Here is a 16320-nt window from a genome sequence, read left to right as displayed (position 1 = left end):
ACTAGACCATGGGTGTTGAAGGAATCGGCGCACGTGTCGTGCGCAAGGAAGATCGCCGGTTCATAACCGGACAGGGACGTTACGTCGACGATATCAAGATGGTGGGCATGAGCTATGCTCACTTCATCCGCAGCCCGCATGCGCATGCCAAGGTCACGGGCATCGATTCAGCCGAGGCCATGAAGATGCCCGGCGTGATCGCGGTGCTGACCGGGCAGCAGCTCGTCGACGACAAGGTCGGCAACCTCATCTGCGGCTGGGCGATCACCTCGAAGGATGGTTCGCCGATGAAAATGGGCGCGTGGCCGGCGATGGCGCCGGAGACCGTGCGTTTCGTCGGACAGGCGGTCGCGGTCGTGATCGCCGAAACCAAGAATCAGGCCAGGGACGCGGCCGAAGCGGTCGTCGTCAACTATGAAGAGCTTCCCGCGGTGCCCGACATCAAGGCCGCGATCAAGCCCGGCGCGCCGCAGCTTCACCCCGAAGCTCCCGGCAACGTCGTGTATGACTGGCACCTCGGCGACGAAGCCGCGGTGAAGGAGGCCTTCAGCAAGGCAGCCAACGTGGTGACGCTCGAGCTCACCAACAACCGCCTGGTGCCGAACGCGATGGAGCCGCGCGCGGCGATCGCGCATTACGACCAGGCCGACGAGCACTTTACGCTTTACACCACGTCGCAGAACCCGCACGTCGCCCGCCTGGTGCTGTCGGCATTCTATAACATCGCGCCGGAGCACAAGCTGCGCGTGATCGCGCCCGACGTCGGCGGCGGCTTCGGCTCGAAGATCTACATCTATCCGGAAGAGATGGTGGCGCTGTGGGCTTCGAAGAAGGTCAACCGCCCGGTGAAGTGGACCGGTGACCGCTCCGAGGCCTTCCTCACCGACGCGCATGGCCGCGACCATGTCTCGAAGGCAGAGATGGCGTTCGACAAGGACAACAAGATCCTTGGTCTCAGGGTGAAGACCCACGCCAATTTCGGCGCCTATATGTCGCTGTTCTCCTCGGCGGTGCCGACCTATCTCTATGCGACGCTGCTGTCGGGCCAGTATGTGATCCCGGCGATCTATGCCGAGGTGATGGGCGTCTACACCAACACGACGCCGGTCGACGCTTATCGCGGCGCCGGCCGCCCGGAGGCCAGCTACCTGATCGAGCGGATGATGGAGACCGCGGCGCGGCAGTTGAAGGTCGACCCGGCCGAGCTGCGCAAGAAGAACTTCATCACCCAGTTCCCGTATCAGACGCCTGTGATCATGGCGTATGACGTCGGCGACTTCCACGCTTCGATCGACGCCGCGATGAAGGCGATCGATTACGCCGGCTTCCCGGGCCGCAAGGCCAAGGCGAAGGCCGACGGCAAACTGCGCGGCATCGGCATCTCCTGCTACATCGAGGCCTGCGGCATCGCGCCATCGAAAGCGGTCGGCAGCCTCGGCGCCGGCGTCGGCCTCTGGGAGTCCGCGGAGATCCGCGTCAACCCGGTCGGCACCATCGAGGTCCTCACCGGCTCGCACAGCCACGGCCAGGGCCACGAGACGACGTTCTGCCAGATCATCGCGGAGCGTCTCGGCGTGCCGCTCAGCCAGGTCTCGATCGTCCATGGCGACACCGACAAGGTGCAGTTCGGCATGGGCACTTACGGGTCGCGCTCGCTCGCGGTCGGCGGCACCGCGATCGTGAAGGCGATGGAGAAGGTCGAGGCCAAGGCTAAGAAGATCGCGGCGCACGCGCTCGAAGCCTCCGAGAGCGACATCGTGATCGAGAACGGCGAGTTCAAGGTCACAGGCACCGACAAGTCGATCGCGCTGCCGATGGTCGCGCTCGCGGCCTACACCGCGCACAACCTGCCCGAAGGCATGGAGCCGGGCCTGAAGGAGACGGCGTTCTACGACCCGACCAACTTCACCTTCCCGGCCGGCGCCTATATCTGCGAGCTCGAGGTCGATCCCACCACCGGCAAGACCTCCTTCGTCAACTTCGTGGCGGCAGACGACTTCGGCCGGCTGATCAACCCGATGATCGTCGAGGGCCAGGTTCATGGCGGCTTGGCGCAGGGCATCGGCCAGGCCCTGCTCGAAGGCGTGGTCTATGACGGCAACGGTCAGCTCGTGACCGCATCCTTCATGGATTACACCATGCCGCGTGCCGACGACCTGCCGTCGTTCCAGCTCTCGCACACCACGACGCTGTGTCCGGGCAATCCGCTCGGCGTCAAGGGCTGCGGCGAGGCCGGCGCGATCGGCGCTTCGGCTGCCGTGATCAATGCGATCACGGACGCCATCGGCAACAACAAGCTGGAAATGCCGGCGACGCCCGATCGCGTCTGGAACGCCATTCACGGTTGAGGGAGGAAGAGCCATGTACGAGACAAATTATCACCGCGCTTCCTCGGTCGCCGACGCCGCGGCAACCTTCGCCAAGGGCACGGAATCAAAATTCCTTGCCGGCGGACAAACCCTGCTCCCCGTGATGAAGCAACGTCTCGCCGCGCCGTCCGACGTGATCGACCTCTCCAAGGTGCCGGAGATGATCGGCATCGAGGTTTCGGGCGACACTGTCACCATCAAGGCCGCGACGCCGCATCACGATGTGGCGCAGAGCGATGCGGTCAGGAAAGCGATCCCGGCGCTCGCCAATCTGGCGTCGATGATCGGCGATCCCGCCGTGCGCTATCGCGGCACGATCGGCGGCTCGCTCGCCAACAATGATCCGGCGGCGGACTATCCGGCGGCGGTGCTGGCGCTTGGCGCGACGATCAAGACCAACAAGCGGTCGATCGCCGCCGAGGACTTCTTCAAAGGCCTGTTCGCGACCGCGCTTGAGGACGGCGAGATCATCACGGCGGTCTCGTTCCCCGTTCCGGCCAAGGCGGGCTATGCGAAATTTCCGAACCCGGCCTCGCGCTTCGCGCTGACCGGCGTGTTCGTCGCCAAGACCAACGCCGGCGACGTCCGCGCCGCGGCGACCGGCGCATCGCAGAGCGGCGTCATGCGGGTCCCGGCGATCGAGGGCGCGCTGAAGGCGAATTGGTCGCCCAGTGCGCTCGATAGCGTCAAGATCCCGTCGAACGGGCTGCTCGCCGACATCCACGGCTCGGCAGACTATCGCGCCAACCTGATCAAGGTGATGGGACAGCGCGCGGTTACCGCCGCGGGTTGATAGCGTCTAGACACAAGTGCAAGAACGGCGCGCAGCGATGCGCGCCGTTCGTTTTTTGCGGATGAGCACGGACAAAAAGCCGCTTGCCACACGGCGTATTCGGCGAGACAATTTAGCTAATCAGCTAATTAAAAATACCGTCGCACGGACGGGGCGAGGACGCGCATGACATTCGGCATCACCGACGCACACCGTTTGCCACGACCGTGGAATGAGTCCGACGTCAGGTGACGCGCAGCGATACCGCCGCAGCCACGAGACCTCATCCGCATAACTCCTAACTACAACGGACCAACAACGTGCTCGATAAACCAGCCTCCCAAACCGCCGCCCGCACCTCCGGCCCGCTCGCCGGCTTCCGCATCGTCGAATTCGCCGGCATCGGCCCCGGCCCGTTCGCCTGCATGCTGCTCGCCGACATGGGAGCCGAGGTCATCACCCTCGATCGCGTCGGCGCCGGCAAGAACCTGAAGGCGGTCGCAACGCGTGGTCGCAAGGTGATCGAACTCGACCTGAAGAACAAGGCCGCGATCACAGAGGTGCTCGAACTGCTGAGCCATGCCGATGCCCTGATCGAAGGTTTCCGCCCCGGCGTAATGGAGCGCCTTGGGCTCGGCCCCGACGTCGTGCTCGCGCGCAATCCGAAGCTGGTCTATGGCCGCATGACCGGCTGGGGCCAGGAAGGCCCGCTGGCGCACGCCGCCGGCCACGACATCAACTACATCTCGATCACGGGCGCGCTCGCAGCGATCGGCACCAAGGAGAGGCCGGTGCCGCCGCTCAACCTGGTCGGCGATTTCGGCGGGGGCGCGCTGTATCTCGTGGTCGGCGTGCTCGCCGCACTGCTGGAAGCGCAGAAATCCGGCAAGGGCCAGGTCGTGGACACCGCGATGTGCGACGGCGCGGCATCGCTGATGTCGATGTTCTACGACATGAGCGCACAGGGCCGCTGGAGCGGCGGCCGCGACCAGAACTTCCTCGACGGCGGCGCGCACTTCTACGGCGTCTACGAATGCTCTTGCGGCAACTTCATCTCGATCGGCTCGATCGAGCCGCAATTCTACGCGCTGCTGCGCAAGCATGCCGATCTGACCGACGCCGATTTCGACGCGCAGATGGATCGCAAGGCGTGGCCGGCGCTGAAGGAGAAGCTGACCAAGGTCTTCAAGAGCAAGACGCGCGCGGACTGGTGCAAGATCATGGAAGGCACCGACATCTGCTTCGCGCCTGTACTCACCATGGAGGAGGCGCCGAAGCATCCGCACATGGCGGCGCGCAACGTGTTCGTCAAGCGCCACGGCGTCACCCAGCCCGCCCCCGCGCCGCGCTTCTCGCGCACCCCCTCCGCGATCCGCGAGCCGGAGGTGGCGAAGATCGGGGATGTGACGAGCGCGTGGAAGGTCGCGAGGTAACTTCCGCTGTCATGCGAGCTCGCGACAAAAATGCAAGGCAATTTTGCGCTGAAGCGACGAAGCAATCCATCGTTCCGCGAACGGCGAAATGGATTGCTTCGCTTCGCTCGCAATGACGGCGCAGAGAACGCAGAGTGGATAAGGACGCGTAGCGCCGTACCCACGAAGTCCTACGCCGCGTGATCGACCTTGAGCACGCCGCGGCGAATCTGGTCCTCCTCGATCGATTCGAACAGCGCCTTGAAGTTGCCTTCGCCGAAGCCGTCGTCACCCTTGCGCTGAATGAATTCGAAGAAGATCGGCCCGATCGCGTTCGCCGAGAAGATCTGCAGCAGCACCTTGGTCTGGCCGCCCTCGACCACGCCCTCGCCGTCGATCAGGATGCCGTTTGTCTGCAGCCGCGCGACGTCTTCACCATGCTTCGGCAGGCGGGTGTCGATCCGCTCGAAATAAGTGTCGGGCGGTGACGGCATGAAGGGCAGACCGGCGTCACGCAGCGTCTCGACGGTGCGATAGATATCGCGGGCGCCGCAGGCGATGTGCTGGATGCCCTCGCCGCGATAAATGTTGAGATACTCCTCGATCTGCCCGGAATCGCCGGCGTCCTCGTTGATCGGAATCCTGATCTTGCCGTCCGGGCTGGTCAGCGCGCGGGAGAACAGGCCTGACGCGCGGCCCTCGATGTCGAAGAAGCGGATCTGGCGGAAGTTGAACAGCTTTGCATAGAAGCTGGTCCAGACATCCATGCGCCCACGATGGACGTTGTGGGTGAGGTGATCGACGTAGTAGAGGCCCGAGCCCGCGGGCCGCGGATTCTCCGCGCCGAGCCATTCGAACTCGGCATCATAGGCCGAGCCCTTGGCGCCGTAGCGATCGACGAAATAGAGCAGGCTGCCGCCGATGCCCTTGATCGCGGGCACATCGAGCGTCTTCTGCGCGGATGAGGCTTCCGCCGGCTCGGCGCCGAGCGAGATCGCGCGCTCATAGGCCTGCTTGGCGTCGACCACGCGGAACGCCATTGATGGCGCACACGGTCCGTGCTCGGCGACAAAATTGAAGCCGTGGGTGCCGGGCTGTTCGTTGACAAGATAGTTGATGTCGCCCTGGCGATAGACCGTGATCTTCTTCGCCTTGTGGCGGGCGACCGCGACGAAGCCCATCAGCTTGAACAGGGCATGCAGCTCGCCCGGATTTGGGTGCGCATATTCGACGAACTCGAAGCCGTCGGTGCCCATCGGGTTGTCGGCGCTGATCTCGGCCGGCGGCGCATCGTGCGGAAACGGACCCATGGCGATATCTCCCTGATTTGTCTGGAGATCAGTTTCCGTCACCTGCTGCGCAAGGTGCGTGCAAAATGCTTCACGATTTGCTAAGATTGCGCACGATATGTGCACAGAATTGGATCTTGACGCATGACTGAAGTCGACACCTTCGACCTTAAAATGCTCGCCGCGCTACAGGACGACGGCCGGCTGACCAACCAGCAATTGGCCGACCTCGTCGGCCTGTCCGCCTCGCAATGCTCGCGCCGCCGGATGCGGCTGGAGGAGGAAAAGGTCATCTCCGGCTATCACGCCGATCTTGCCGGCGAAGCGCTCGGCTTCGGCCTGATCGCCTTCATCCACATCACGCTGGCGACCCATTCGCCCGACAACGCCAAGCGGTTTCGCGAGCTGGTCAACCGCGTCGACGATATCCAGGAGGCCTATGCGCTGACGGGAGATGCCGATTACGTGCTCAAGGTGATGCTGCGCGACCTCAAGAGCCTGTCCGACATCGTCAACAATGTGCTGATGCCGCACCAGAGCGTCGCCCATGTGCGCTCTTCGATCGTGCTCGATCGGCTGAAGGAGAGCTCAAAGCTGCCGCTCACGGCGTTGCAGGGGTAGTCCTTTTTGGCGCGTTTTCTTCACGCGAACCGGTCCCACTTCGCTGGAAAACGCTCTGCTCTGGCGCAAATCGAGGGAAATCCGTCATTCGCTTTCCCGGACCGATTTGCGATCATTCCTCCAACATCCGGCAAGAGGGACGACGATGGCGCTGCAGATGCGACCGAACTGCGAATATTGCGACAAGGACCTGCCGCCGAACGCGACAGACGCGCGGATCTGTTCGTATGAATGTACGTTCTGCGCGGACTGCGCCGACACCAAGCTCGGCAATGTCTGCCCGAACTGCGGCGGCGGCTTCGCGCCGCGGCCGATCCGGCCCGCGAAGGAGTGGCGGCCGGGCGTGTGCACGGCGAAACAGCCACCGTCAGACAAGCGGGTGCATCTGAAATACAGCCTCGAGGATGTCGCCGCGCATTCGGCGCGGCTGAAGGATATTCGCCCCGAGGAGCGGTGAGGCTTGCCCCGCTCTCCGGCTCCCTCCCCCGGCAAAGGGGGAGGGCGGGGTGGGGGTCAGCCACGGGTGCCGGCGTTCGTGGAGAGGCAAGATCCCCACCCGGTTTGCGCTTTCAGCGCAAACCGACCTCCCCTTTTCAAGGGGAGGCTAAGCGACCGGCTGCGACCGTCGAACAGAATCACTCCGCCGCGACGATCGTCCCTTCAACCTCGCCGAAGCCGACGCGGTAGCCGTCGCCCTGGCACCAGCCGCGCATGACGAGCGAATCGCCGTCTTCGAGGAACGAGCGCTTGACGCCGCCGGCAAGCTCGACCGGCTCGGTCCCGTTCCAGCTGATCTCGAGCAAGCTGCCGCGCTGATGCTTCTCCGGGCCGGAGATCGTGCCCGACCCTAAGAGGTCGCCGACATTCATGGCGCAGCCGGATGAGGCGTGGTGCACAAGCTGCTGCACCGACGACCAGTACATGTACTTGAAATTGGTGCTGCAGATCGTCTTCGTCTCGTTCATCGACCCGGCACGCAGCGCGACATCGAGCTGCATGTCGTAATTGTTCGGCTGCGTCTGCTTCAGATAAGCGAGCGGCTCCGGCTGCTGCGCCGGGCCCTGCATCCGGAACGGCTCCAGCGCTTCGCGCGTCACCACCCAGGGGCTGATCGATGTGGCGAACGCCTTGGCCTGGAACGGACCGAGCGGCACGTACTCCCACTGCTGGATGTCGCGCGCGCTCCAGTCGTTGAGGATGACGAAGCCGAAGATCATCTCCTCGGCCTGCTTCTCGGTCAGCATCTCGCCCATCGGCGACGCCTGTCCCACGACCACGCCCATCTCCAGCTCGAAATCGAGCCGCTTGCACGGGCCGAAGCTCGGCACCTCAGCGGTCGGCGGCTTCAGCTGGCCGCGCGGCCGGCGCACCTTGGTGCCGCTTACCACCACGGTCGAGGCGCGGCCGTTGTAACCAATCGGCATGTGCAGCCAGTTCGGCTGCAGCGCGTTGTCCTTGCCGCGGAACATGACGCCGACATTGGTGGCGTGCTCCTTCGACGAATAGAAATCGGTGTAGCCCGAGACCGCAAACGGCATGTGCAGCTTGACGTCAGCCATCGGCACCAGCGCCCGCGCCCGCAATTCCCTGTTGTCCCGTAGCTCCGGGTGATCGGAGCGCAGCAGCTCGCTGATCCGCGCCCGCGTCGCCGACCACACTTTCGGCCCCAGCGCCATGAAGGCGTTGAGCGACGGCTGCGAGAAAACGCCGAGCGGCCCGACATCGAGCCGCGAGTCCTGCTCGAGCTCCCAGAGATCGAGCACATAGTCGCCGATCGCGACGCCGACGCGAGGGGCCAATCCGTTCGCCGAGAACACGCCATAAGGCAGATTCTGGATCGGAAAGTCGGAGGTCGGCGCGACGTCGATGAAGGAGCGGAGTTTGGGGTCGTTGGGGTGGGGCACGGATTTCTCCAATCAGAAAGTCGTCATACCCGGCTTGACCCGGGCATCCATCTTCAGGAACCCCGATGGATCGCCGGGTCAAGCCCGGCGATGGACGATTGACATGAATTCTACGGCTTGCTCGGATCGAACTTCTTTTCCAGACCCTTCCAGCAATCCGAATAATCGTCCTGCAGCGTCGACGACGTCGCCGCATGCTTGGTCACGCGCTGGGGAAACCGCGTTTCGAACATGAAGGCCATGGTGCCGGTCAGCTTCACCGGCTTGAGCTCGCTGTTGCTGGCGTGCTCGAAGGCCTCGCGGTCGGGGCCATGCGGCAGCATGCAGTTGTGCAAGCTGATTCCGCCGGGCACGAAGCCCTGCGGCTTGGCGTCGTAGACGCCGTAGATCAGGCCCATGAATTCCGACATGATATTCATGTGATACCACGGCGGACGGAAGGTGTTGTCGGCCACCAACCAGCGCTCCGGGAAGATCACGAAGTCGATATTCGCGGTGCCCGCGGTCTCCGACGGCGAGGTCAGCACCGTGAAGATCGAGGGATCGGGGTGATCGAAAGCGATCGCGCCGACCGGCGAGAAGGTGCGCAGGTCATATTTGTACGGCGCATAATTGCCGTGCCAGGCGACCACGTCGATCGGCGAATGCGGCAGCGTGGTCTTGAACAGCGAGCCGCCCCATTTCACGTAGAGCTCGGTCGGCGTGTCCTTGTCCTCATAGGACGCAACGGGCGTCAGGAAGTCGCGCGAATTGGCGAGGCAGTTGGCGCCGATCGGGCCGCGCTCCGGCAGCGTGAACGCACCGCCGTAGTTTTCGCAGAGATACCCGCGCGCCGGACCATTTAGAATCTCGACGCGGAACTTGACGCCGCGCGGGATCACCACGATCTCGCCAGGCTCGGCATCGATGCGGCCGAACTCGGTGACGAAGCGCAAATTGCCCTGCTGCAACACGAACAGCATCTCGCCATCGGCATTGTAGAAATGCTGGTCCACCATCGATTTGGTGATGAGATAGACGTGCGCCGCCATGCCGGCTTGCGTGTTGGCATCGCCCGCCGTGGTCATGGTCTGCACGCCCTGCAGGAAGGTCTTGTCCTCCTTCGGGATCGGCGCGGGGTCCCAGCGCAGTTGCGCGATCGGCATGTCGTATTCGTGGCACGGCGCGGTCCGCCACAGCCCGGCACCAACCTTGGCGAAGCGGCCGGAATGCTTGACCGACGGACGGATGCGATAGAGCCAGGAGCGCTCATTGGTGCCCCGCGGTGCCGTGAACGGCGAGCCCGAGAGCTGTTCGGCGTAGAGCCCGTAGGCACAGCGCTGCGGCGAGTTGCGCCCCATCGGCAGCGCGCCGGGCAGCGCCTCGGTCTCAAAGCTGTTGCCGAAGCCGGACATATAGCCCGGCGTCACCTGCGCGGTGCTGCGAACGATCTGATCAGGCGAGGTGTTGATATTCATGGTCATCCTCCTCCTTGCAGGGCGGCCCACATTTCCTGGTCGCGCTTGTCGGTCCAGATCACGGGATCGTCGATCCCGGACGCCTCGTCATAGGCGCGGGAGACGTTGAACGGCAGGCAATGCTCGTAAATCGCGAAGCTTGCGAATTTCGGATCCATCACCTCGCGCGTCGCGGCCATCGATTCCTTCAGCGTGCGGCCTTTGGCGACGGAGCTTTCGGCGGCGCCATAGAGCGTGGTGACGAAGTCGCGGGTCATTGCGATCGCATCGCGCGTGGTCGACAGGCCGGTCAACGCATCGCCGCGGCCCGGCGCGATCGCCTTCGGATTGAAGGCGCGGATCTCGTTCAGCGTCATCGGCCATTCGCGCAAATGCGCGTCGCCGCAATAGCAGGCCGAGTGGTACTCGATGAGATCGCCGGAGAACATCACCTCGGCATCCGGCACCCAGGCGACGATATCGCCGGAGGTGTGGCCGGCGCCGAGCTGCATCAGCCGCACCTCGCGTTTTCCCAGATAGATCGACATCTCGCCTTCGAAGGTCAGCGTCGGCCAGGTCAGGCCGGGAATGCTCGCGGCATCCTGGAACAGGCGCGGGAAGCGGCCGTACTCGGAATCCCAGTCCTGCTGGCCGCGCTCCTGGATCAGCCGATAGGTCTCCTGCGAGGCAACGATACCCTGCGCGTGATAGGCGGACGCGCCGAGCACGCGGACGGCGTGATAATGCGACAGCACGACATATTTGATCGGCTTGTCGGTGACGGTGCGCACCCGCTCGATCACCTTGTTGGCCATCGCGGGCGTCGCCTGCGCGTCGAACACGAGGCAGCCGTCCTCGCCGACGATCACGGCGGTGTTGGGATCGCCTTCGGCGGTGAAGGCATAGAGATCGGTTCCGATCTCGGAGAAGGTGACCTTCTTCTCCGCGAGGTCGGTGGTCGAGGCGAAACCTTTGGCCATCAGTTCAATCCTGTTCGTTTAAGTCGAGCTATTGTTGTTGCTGTTGCTGCTGTTGGCCCGCATCCAGCGTCCGTCGCTTCGCGAGCGCGATCGCCTCGCGCAGCACATCGATGTCACCGATGTGATTGGCGAGCACCAGAACCAGCGCGGCAGCGAAATCGGCGCTCTGGGCCTCGGTGAGGCCGCGATGCGCCTCGACGATGGCGCGGAAGGCGTCATCGGGCCTTGCGAAATTCGAACTGGTCGACAGCGCCATGCGCGACACCTCAATTCAGGCCGGATGCGCGCGCCACCGCCGCATCGAGCGCCGGCCGCTGCGCTTTGCGGAAGCGCGCGGCGACGTAGCCGTCGGGCCGCAGCAGATAGGCCGTATCGGGTGCGGCGTCGTAGCGCTTGGCGGCAAGACCTTGCGCATCGACCAAGCCGCCCTCGCCGCCGACCTGGATCCTGCCGACGCCTTCAGGCACGTCGGCGACCGCTCCATTGCCAAACGCCAGCAGCGTGAAACGTGTTCCCTGCTTGATGAAGGCCTCGGTCAGGAAGCTGGGCTTACCGTCGCGCTCCGCAACAGGCGCATCCAGCATCGAGGCGCCGGGCCGCGGGCCGCCGCGCCATTCGTCGCGGTCCTCCGTCGACAGCGGCGTATCATAGACCGAGGGCACCGACAGCCGGCCGCCATTGACCATGCGCTTGCCGAACTCGGTTTCCTTGGCGAGCGAGAGCACCGCCTGGCGCAGCCGCGCCTCCTGCCGGGTTGCCGGCGCCATGAAATCGGTCGAGCGCGTCGATTCGCGGATGTTCTCGTCCGCCGCCGCGCTGCGCTCGATGTGATAGCTCTCCAGCAACCCTTCCGGCGAACGCCCGCGCAGCACGCGATCGAGCTTCCACGCCAGGTTTTCGGCATCCTCGAGCCCGGAATTGGCGCCGCGTGCGCCGAACGGCGAGACCTGATGCGCGGAATCGCCCGCGAAGATCACCCGGCCATGGATGAACTTGGCCATCCGCCGGCACTGGAACTTGTAGAGCGAGATCCACTCGAAGTCGAAATTGTCATGCCCGAGCATGCGCTCGATCCGCGGCCGCACATTCTCCGGCCGCTTCTCCGCGACGGGATCGGCATCCGGATTGAGCTGCAGATCGATCCGCCAGATGTCGTCCGGCTGTTTGTGCAGCAGTGCCGAGCGCCCCGCATGGAACGGCGGATCGAACCAGAACCAGCGCTCGGTCGGGAACGCCGCGGTCATCTTGACGTCGGCGATCAGGAACTGGTCCTCGAACACCTGACCCGCGAACTCCGCGCCGACCATCTGCCGCAGCGACGAGCGGGCGCCGTCGCAGGCAATGACAAAAGTCGCGCGCACCTGGTACGCGCCGTCGGGGGTTGCGATCGTCAGCGCGACGCAATCGTTGCGGCTCTCCAGCGCGACCACCTTGTTGCGCCAGCGCAGATCGATCCCGGGCAGTTGCTCGACGCGATCGACCAGATAGGCCTCTGCATAGAACTGCTGCAGGTTGATGAAGGCCGGCCGCTTGTGGCCCTCCTCAGGCAGCAGATTGAATTGATAGAGCTGCGCGTCGCCGTGGAAGATCCGGCCGACGCTCCACACCACGCCCTTGTCGACCATGCGGTCGCCGACGCCGAGACGATCCCAGAACTCCAATGAGCGTTTCGAAAAGCAGATCGCGCGCGAGCCCTCGCCGATCCGATCGGCATCGTCGAGCAGCACCACGTGCTGGCCGCGTTGCGCGAGATCGATCGCCAGCGACAGCCCGACCGGGCCGGCGCCGACGATCACGACAGGGTGTTCCGCTACACTGGCGCCCGACCGGTCCTGGTCGGGATGGCGGCGGTAGCCGAACTGGGTTTTGGCCTGTGCCGTATTGGCTTGTGCCATAGCGTGACCCTGGATGTTTCCTTCCGCGCCGGCCTTTGGCCGTGGACTTCCATGACAAGCTTGCGACCGGCGCGCGATCTTGCTAAATTAGTCTCACTTGCAACTATCTTAAACTCCCAGTCGGGCCCGTCGTCAACTCAAATTGGAGGGATTTTTGGCCAGGACCTCTGCAAGCCAGCCTCCGGTGCGCGCACGCGGCGCGCTGGACGGCGATCTGCGCGACGATACCGCCCCCGGGAAAAAGCGGCTTGATCTGTTCCACTTCGTGCCGTTCCGGCTGAACCGGCTTTCGGCCGAGGTCAGCTCGGCGCTGTCGAGCGAATATCAGGCGCGCTATGGCCTCGACATACCGGAGTGGCGCGTGCTCGCAACGCTTGGTTTTCGCGCCGACCCCTGCAGCGCACAATACATCGCGCACTGCACCCGCACGCACAAATCCACCATCAGCCGCGCAGTCTCGGCGCTGATGGAGCGCGAGATTGTCGAGCGCGTCGAGAACGAGGACGACCGCCGCGAATTCCGCCTGCGACTGACGAAGAAGGGGCAGGCGCTGTACGAAGAGCTGATCCCGCGCCTGCTGCGCAAGGAGCAGGAGATTCTCTCCTGCCTCTCGGCGCAGGAACGCCGCGACCTCGGACACCTGCTCGGCAAGATCGAGGCAAGCCTCGATCTCGTGCAGACCAGCGAAGAGGCCGACGCCAAGGAAGCGTATTAGGCGAGTTCTGCCGCTCGCCCTGCTCTCAACCCTTCATGCCCGCGCAACGACTCCGTTAGCGACGCTAGCGCGTGATGAGATTAGGTTGAGCTGGAGCGGCAACGGAGGTTCACCTCTCCCTTGGGAGAGGTGAAGCGAATCCGCGGCCGAACCGATTCGATCCAAACTCATCTTGCTCTAGCGCCTACTTCGCAAACGACCGCGACGGGGCCAGATGCAAGGCGAACGCATCGACCTTGTCGCTGGCGCGCGGATAGATTTCGCTCACGATCGGATCGTGCCCGGGAATGAATCGGTCCGGATGGCCGGCGAGCCGCTCGACGGTCTCCCAGCCCTGCGCCATGTCGCCGACGTTGTAGACGATCGGGAACGGGCTGCGGCTGTGCAGGTTCGCATAGTAATGCGCGGCGTCGGACGCCAGCACGACAGGGCCGCGCGCGGTCTCGACCCGTACCACCTGCAGGCCGTCGGAGTGGCCACCGACCCGATGCACGGTGATGCCGGGCGCGATCTCGCCGTCACCGGAATGAAAGGTGACACGCTCGCCATAGACATGGCGCACCATCTGCGTGACATGCTCGACCGAGAACGGATGGCGCAGCATGCCGTTGCACATGCACCGGCCGGTCGCGTAGCTCATCTCGCGCTCCTGCAGATGGAAGCGGGCGTTCGGGAAGCGGTCGAGATTGCCCGCGTGATCGTAGTGCAGATGCGTAACGATGACGTCGCGGATCGCATCGGCGCTGACACCGAAGCCGGCCAGTGCGTCGACCGGGTTGAGCGTCAGCTTGCGGGCGCGCGCCTTGGCTTCCTCGGCGTTGAAGCCGGTGTCGACCAAGATGTCACGGCCGTGGCCGCGGATCAGCCAGACGAAGTAATCGAGATCCTGCGCGGTGGTGTCGTGCGGATCAGGCGCCAGGAAGTTCATGTTGGGCGTGCGCGGCGACATCGTCGCATAGCGCAGGGCGTAGATTTCGTAGGCGTTTCCCATCGGTTTCGCTCTTGTTTGAGTGGCTTGCCGTCCCGCACACAAAGCCATCGCTCCGCGCAAAGGTCAAACCGCGCACGCAGAGTGGCAGGCGCGTGACGGAGCGGCCGCGGCCTCTGTGAGAGCTATCACATTATCCTCTCGCCGGAACTTGCACCATGCGCGGATGACGATGGCGCCATGACCGCGGCGATTGCGTTCCGGCCTGCACAACTGTTGCGATCAACGACGCCGCGGCGAGGCGTTGACGGGGTTTGGCGCTGGTTTGATAATGGTTTTTCCGTAGAGTAAGGTCGCCGAGGCGCGAGCTGGAGTCGGCGCCTTTTTGTTTGGAATGCCGCGATCTGGATTGCCGCGATCATGAAAATCCGCCTTGCCTTGCTCGCCACGTTGATTTTTTCGATCGCCTTGCCAGCCCCATCCCTCGCAGCCGGTGAACGTTTCGCGCTGGTCATCGGCAACGCCAAATATCCGGACGCCGACGCGCCGCTAAAGGAGCCGATCAACGACGCGCGCGATGTCGCCGACGAGCTCAAGCGCGACGGCTTCGCCGTCGATATCGGCGAGAACCTGACCGGCGACGGCATGCGCCGCGCCTTCGACAAGCTCTACGCCAAGATCAAACCGGGCTCGGTGGCGCTGATCTTCTTCTCGGGCTACGGCATCCAATCGAACCGGCAAAGCTACATGATCCCGGTCGATGCGCAGATCTGGGCCGAGCCCGACGTTCGCCGCGACGGCATCAGCCTCGAGACCGTGCTTGGCGAGATCAACAGCCGCGGCGCCGGCGTCAAGATCGCCCTGATCGACGCTAGCAGGCGCAATCCGTTCGAGCGCCGCTTCCGCAGCTTTTCGGCGGGCCTTGCCCCGGTGATCGCCCCCAACGGAACGTTGGTGATGTACTCGGCGGCGCTGTCGTCGGTCGTCTCCGACAATGGCAGCGATCACAGCCTGTTCGTGCGGGAGCTGCTGAAGGAAATCCGCACCCCCGGCCTGATGGCGGAAGAGACGCTGAACCGCACCCGCGTCGGCGTCACCCGGGCCTCGCGCCAGGAGCAGGTGCCGTGGATTTCGTCGTCGCTGGCTGAGGATTTCTCCTTCATCCCGGGCGGCGCGCCGCAGCCTGCGAGCCTGCCGCCTGCCGCGCCTACGGCCGAGGTGGCGGCACCACAGCCCACACCAGCATCGCAGCCCGCACAGGCTCCGCCGGCACCGCCCGTTAAGACCGCGATAGCGCCAACCCCGGCGCCACCACCGCCGCCGGCACCACCGAAGCAGGCCGAGATCACCCTGCCGCCACCGCCCGCTCAGGCGCCCACGGTGATCGAGCCCTCGCCGACCCCGACCAGCCCGGCCGCACTCGCGCTTGCCGACGATCCAACGATCAAGGGTCTGAGCGACCGGCTCGACAAGAATCCGGACGATGCGGCGGCGCTGTATCGCCGCGGCCAGGTCTATGCCAGCAAGGGCGCCTACCAGCTCGCAATCAGCGACTTCACCAATTCGCTGCGGCTGAACCCCAAGGATGTCGAGGCCTATAACAACCGCTGCTGGGTGCGCACCGTGATCGGTGACCTGCAGGCCGCGCTGAAGGATTGTAACGAGGCGCTGCGGCTGCGTCCGAACTTTGTCGATGCGCTCGACAGCCGCGGCCTGATGAACCTGAAGGGCGGGCAGAACAAGAATGCGATCGCCGATTTCGACGCGGCGCTGAAGATCAATCCGCGCCTGACGTCGTCGCTGTACGGAAGGGGCCTCGCCAAGAAACGCAACGGCGCGATCGCGGAAGGCGATCTCGACATCGCCAACGCCAAGGCGATGGACCCGAATATCGTGAAGGAGTTCGCCGAGTACGGCGTGAAGTGACGAGGCAAATCGGCGCCGGCCGCGGCCGACCTCGAACCGCCGGCTGAATTGCTCGACCAAACAGCGGGTGCCT

Annotated in this window: 14 protein-coding genes; 7 read left to right on the top strand and 7 right to left on the bottom strand. The window is 64.4% G+C overall.

Features of this window, described 5'->3' with window-relative positions:
• Positions 1 to 8: 8 nt before the first annotated feature.
• From MTX19_RS02460 to MTX19_RS02450, 3 genes are all read left to right on the top strand, one after another.
• Entirely contained in the window at positions 9 to 2348 is a 2340-nt protein-coding gene (locus tag MTX19_RS02460; protein ID WP_280982296.1) for a xanthine dehydrogenase family protein molybdopterin-binding subunit, read from the top strand.
• Positions 2349 to 2361: 13 nt separating this feature from the next.
• A complete protein-coding gene (locus MTX19_RS02455) occupies positions 2362 to 3162 on the top strand; it encodes a xanthine dehydrogenase family protein subunit M (RefSeq protein ID WP_280982295.1) in 801 nt (266 codons plus the stop codon).
• A gap of 299 nt (positions 3163 to 3461) precedes the next feature.
• Complete coding sequence (locus MTX19_RS02450; RefSeq protein ID WP_280982294.1) at positions 3462 to 4574, top strand: CaiB/BaiF CoA-transferase family protein; 1113 nt, start codon at positions 3462 to 3464, stop codon at positions 4572 to 4574.
• A 170-nt stretch (positions 4575 to 4744) separates the two neighbouring features.
• Here the strand turns inward: MTX19_RS02450 and hppD are convergent, their stop codons facing one another.
• Complete coding sequence (gene hppD, locus MTX19_RS02445) at positions 4745 to 5863, bottom strand: 4-hydroxyphenylpyruvate dioxygenase (RefSeq protein WP_280982293.1); 1119 nt, start codon at positions 5861 to 5863, stop codon at positions 4745 to 4747.
• A 123-nt stretch (positions 5864 to 5986) separates the two neighbouring features.
• Between hppD and MTX19_RS02440 the strand changes: the two genes are divergently transcribed.
• Together MTX19_RS02440 and MTX19_RS02435 are read left to right on the top strand one after the other, a co-directional pair.
• Positions 5987 to 6463 carry an Lrp/AsnC family transcriptional regulator gene (locus tag MTX19_RS02440; protein ID WP_280982292.1) on the top strand — a complete coding sequence of 159 codons (477 nt, stop codon included), beginning with the start codon at positions 5987 to 5989 and terminating at the stop codon, positions 6461 to 6463.
• A 145-nt stretch (positions 6464 to 6608) separates the two neighbouring features.
• On the top strand, positions 6609 to 6920 hold the full coding sequence (locus tag MTX19_RS02435) for a DUF1272 domain-containing protein (RefSeq protein WP_280982291.1): 312 nt from the start codon (positions 6609 to 6611) through the stop codon (positions 6918 to 6920).
• Positions 6921 to 7098: 178 nt separating this feature from the next.
• On the opposite strand, the gene fahA is transcribed toward MTX19_RS02435, so the two are convergent.
• From fahA to MTX19_RS02410, 5 genes are all read right to left on the bottom strand, one after another.
• Entirely contained in the window at positions 7099 to 8367 is a 1269-nt protein-coding gene (fahA, locus tag MTX19_RS02430) for a fumarylacetoacetase (protein WP_280982290.1), read from the bottom strand.
• A gap of 110 nt (positions 8368 to 8477) precedes the next feature.
• Entirely contained in the window at positions 8478 to 9824 is a 1347-nt protein-coding gene (hmgA, locus tag MTX19_RS02425) for a homogentisate 1,2-dioxygenase (RefSeq protein ID WP_280982289.1), read from the bottom strand.
• Between the two features lie 2 nt (positions 9825 to 9826).
• Entirely contained in the window at positions 9827 to 10783 is a 957-nt protein-coding gene (locus tag MTX19_RS02420) for an MBL fold metallo-hydrolase (protein WP_280982288.1), read from the bottom strand.
• Positions 10784 to 10811: 28 nt separating this feature from the next.
• A complete protein-coding gene (locus MTX19_RS02415; protein WP_280982287.1) occupies positions 10812 to 11039 on the bottom strand; it encodes a DUF2783 domain-containing protein in 228 nt (75 codons plus the stop codon).
• Positions 11040 to 11049: 10 nt separating this feature from the next.
• Complete coding sequence (locus tag MTX19_RS02410) at positions 11050 to 12678, bottom strand: FAD-dependent oxidoreductase (RefSeq protein ID WP_280985824.1); 1629 nt, start codon at positions 12676 to 12678, stop codon at positions 11050 to 11052.
• Positions 12679 to 12880: 202 nt separating this feature from the next.
• Between MTX19_RS02410 and MTX19_RS02405 the strand changes: the two genes are divergently transcribed.
• Complete coding sequence (locus MTX19_RS02405; protein ID WP_280984668.1) at positions 12881 to 13393, top strand: MarR family transcriptional regulator; 513 nt, start codon at positions 12881 to 12883, stop codon at positions 13391 to 13393.
• 184 nt (positions 13394 to 13577) lie between these two features.
• Here the strand turns inward: MTX19_RS02405 and MTX19_RS02400 are convergent, their stop codons facing one another.
• Positions 13578 to 14384 carry an N-acyl homoserine lactonase family protein gene (locus MTX19_RS02400; RefSeq protein ID WP_280982286.1) on the bottom strand — a complete coding sequence of 269 codons (807 nt, stop codon included), beginning with the start codon at positions 14382 to 14384 and terminating at the stop codon, positions 13578 to 13580.
• A gap of 357 nt (positions 14385 to 14741) precedes the next feature.
• Between MTX19_RS02400 and MTX19_RS02395 the strand changes: the two genes are divergently transcribed.
• Positions 14742 to 16247 (top strand): caspase family protein, encoded by a 1506-nt coding sequence (locus MTX19_RS02395; RefSeq protein ID WP_280982285.1) that lies wholly within the window; start codon positions 14742 to 14744, stop codon positions 16245 to 16247.
• Positions 16248 to 16320 lie beyond the last annotated feature (73 nt).

The organism is Bradyrhizobium sp. ISRA464, assembly GCF_029910095.1.
GTDB lineage: Bacteria > Pseudomonadota > Alphaproteobacteria > Rhizobiales > Xanthobacteraceae > Bradyrhizobium.
This window is presented reverse-complemented; position numbering and strand designations above follow the sequence as displayed.

Excerpts from the sequence above, each read along its gene's own strand:
- MTX19_RS02395 (WP_280982285.1), top strand. The coding sequence starts at position 14,742 with ATGAAAATCCGCCTTGCCTTGCTCGCCACGTTGATTTTTTCGATCGCC.
- MTX19_RS02455 (WP_280982295.1), top strand. The coding sequence starts at position 2,362 with ATGTACGAGACAAATTATCACCGCGCTTCCTCGGTCGCCGACGCCGCG.
- hmgA (WP_280982289.1), bottom strand. The coding sequence starts at position 9,824 with ATGAATATCAACACCTCGCCTGATCAGATCGTTCGCAGCACCGCGCAG.
- MTX19_RS02400 (WP_280982286.1), bottom strand. The coding sequence starts at position 14,384 with ATGGGAAACGCCTACGAAATCTACGCCCTGCGCTATGCGACGATGTCG.
- MTX19_RS02440 (WP_280982292.1), top strand. The coding sequence starts at position 5,987 with ATGACTGAAGTCGACACCTTCGACCTTAAAATGCTCGCCGCGCTACAG.
- hppD (WP_280982293.1), bottom strand. The coding sequence starts at position 5,863 with ATGGGTCCGTTTCCGCACGATGCGCCGCCGGCCGAGATCAGCGCCGAC.
- MTX19_RS02435 (WP_280982291.1), top strand. The coding sequence starts at position 6,609 with ATGGCGCTGCAGATGCGACCGAACTGCGAATATTGCGACAAGGACCTG.
- MTX19_RS02415 (WP_280982287.1), bottom strand. The coding sequence starts at position 11,039 with ATGGCGCTGTCGACCAGTTCGAATTTCGCAAGGCCCGATGACGCCTTC.
- MTX19_RS02460 (WP_280982296.1), top strand. The coding sequence starts at position 9 with ATGGGTGTTGAAGGAATCGGCGCACGTGTCGTGCGCAAGGAAGATCGC.
- MTX19_RS02410 (WP_280985824.1), bottom strand. The coding sequence starts at position 12,678 with ATGGCACAAGCCAATACGGCACAGGCCAAAACCCAGTTCGGCTACCGC.
- MTX19_RS02420 (WP_280982288.1), bottom strand. The coding sequence starts at position 10,783 with ATGGCCAAAGGTTTCGCCTCGACCACCGACCTCGCGGAGAAGAAGGTC.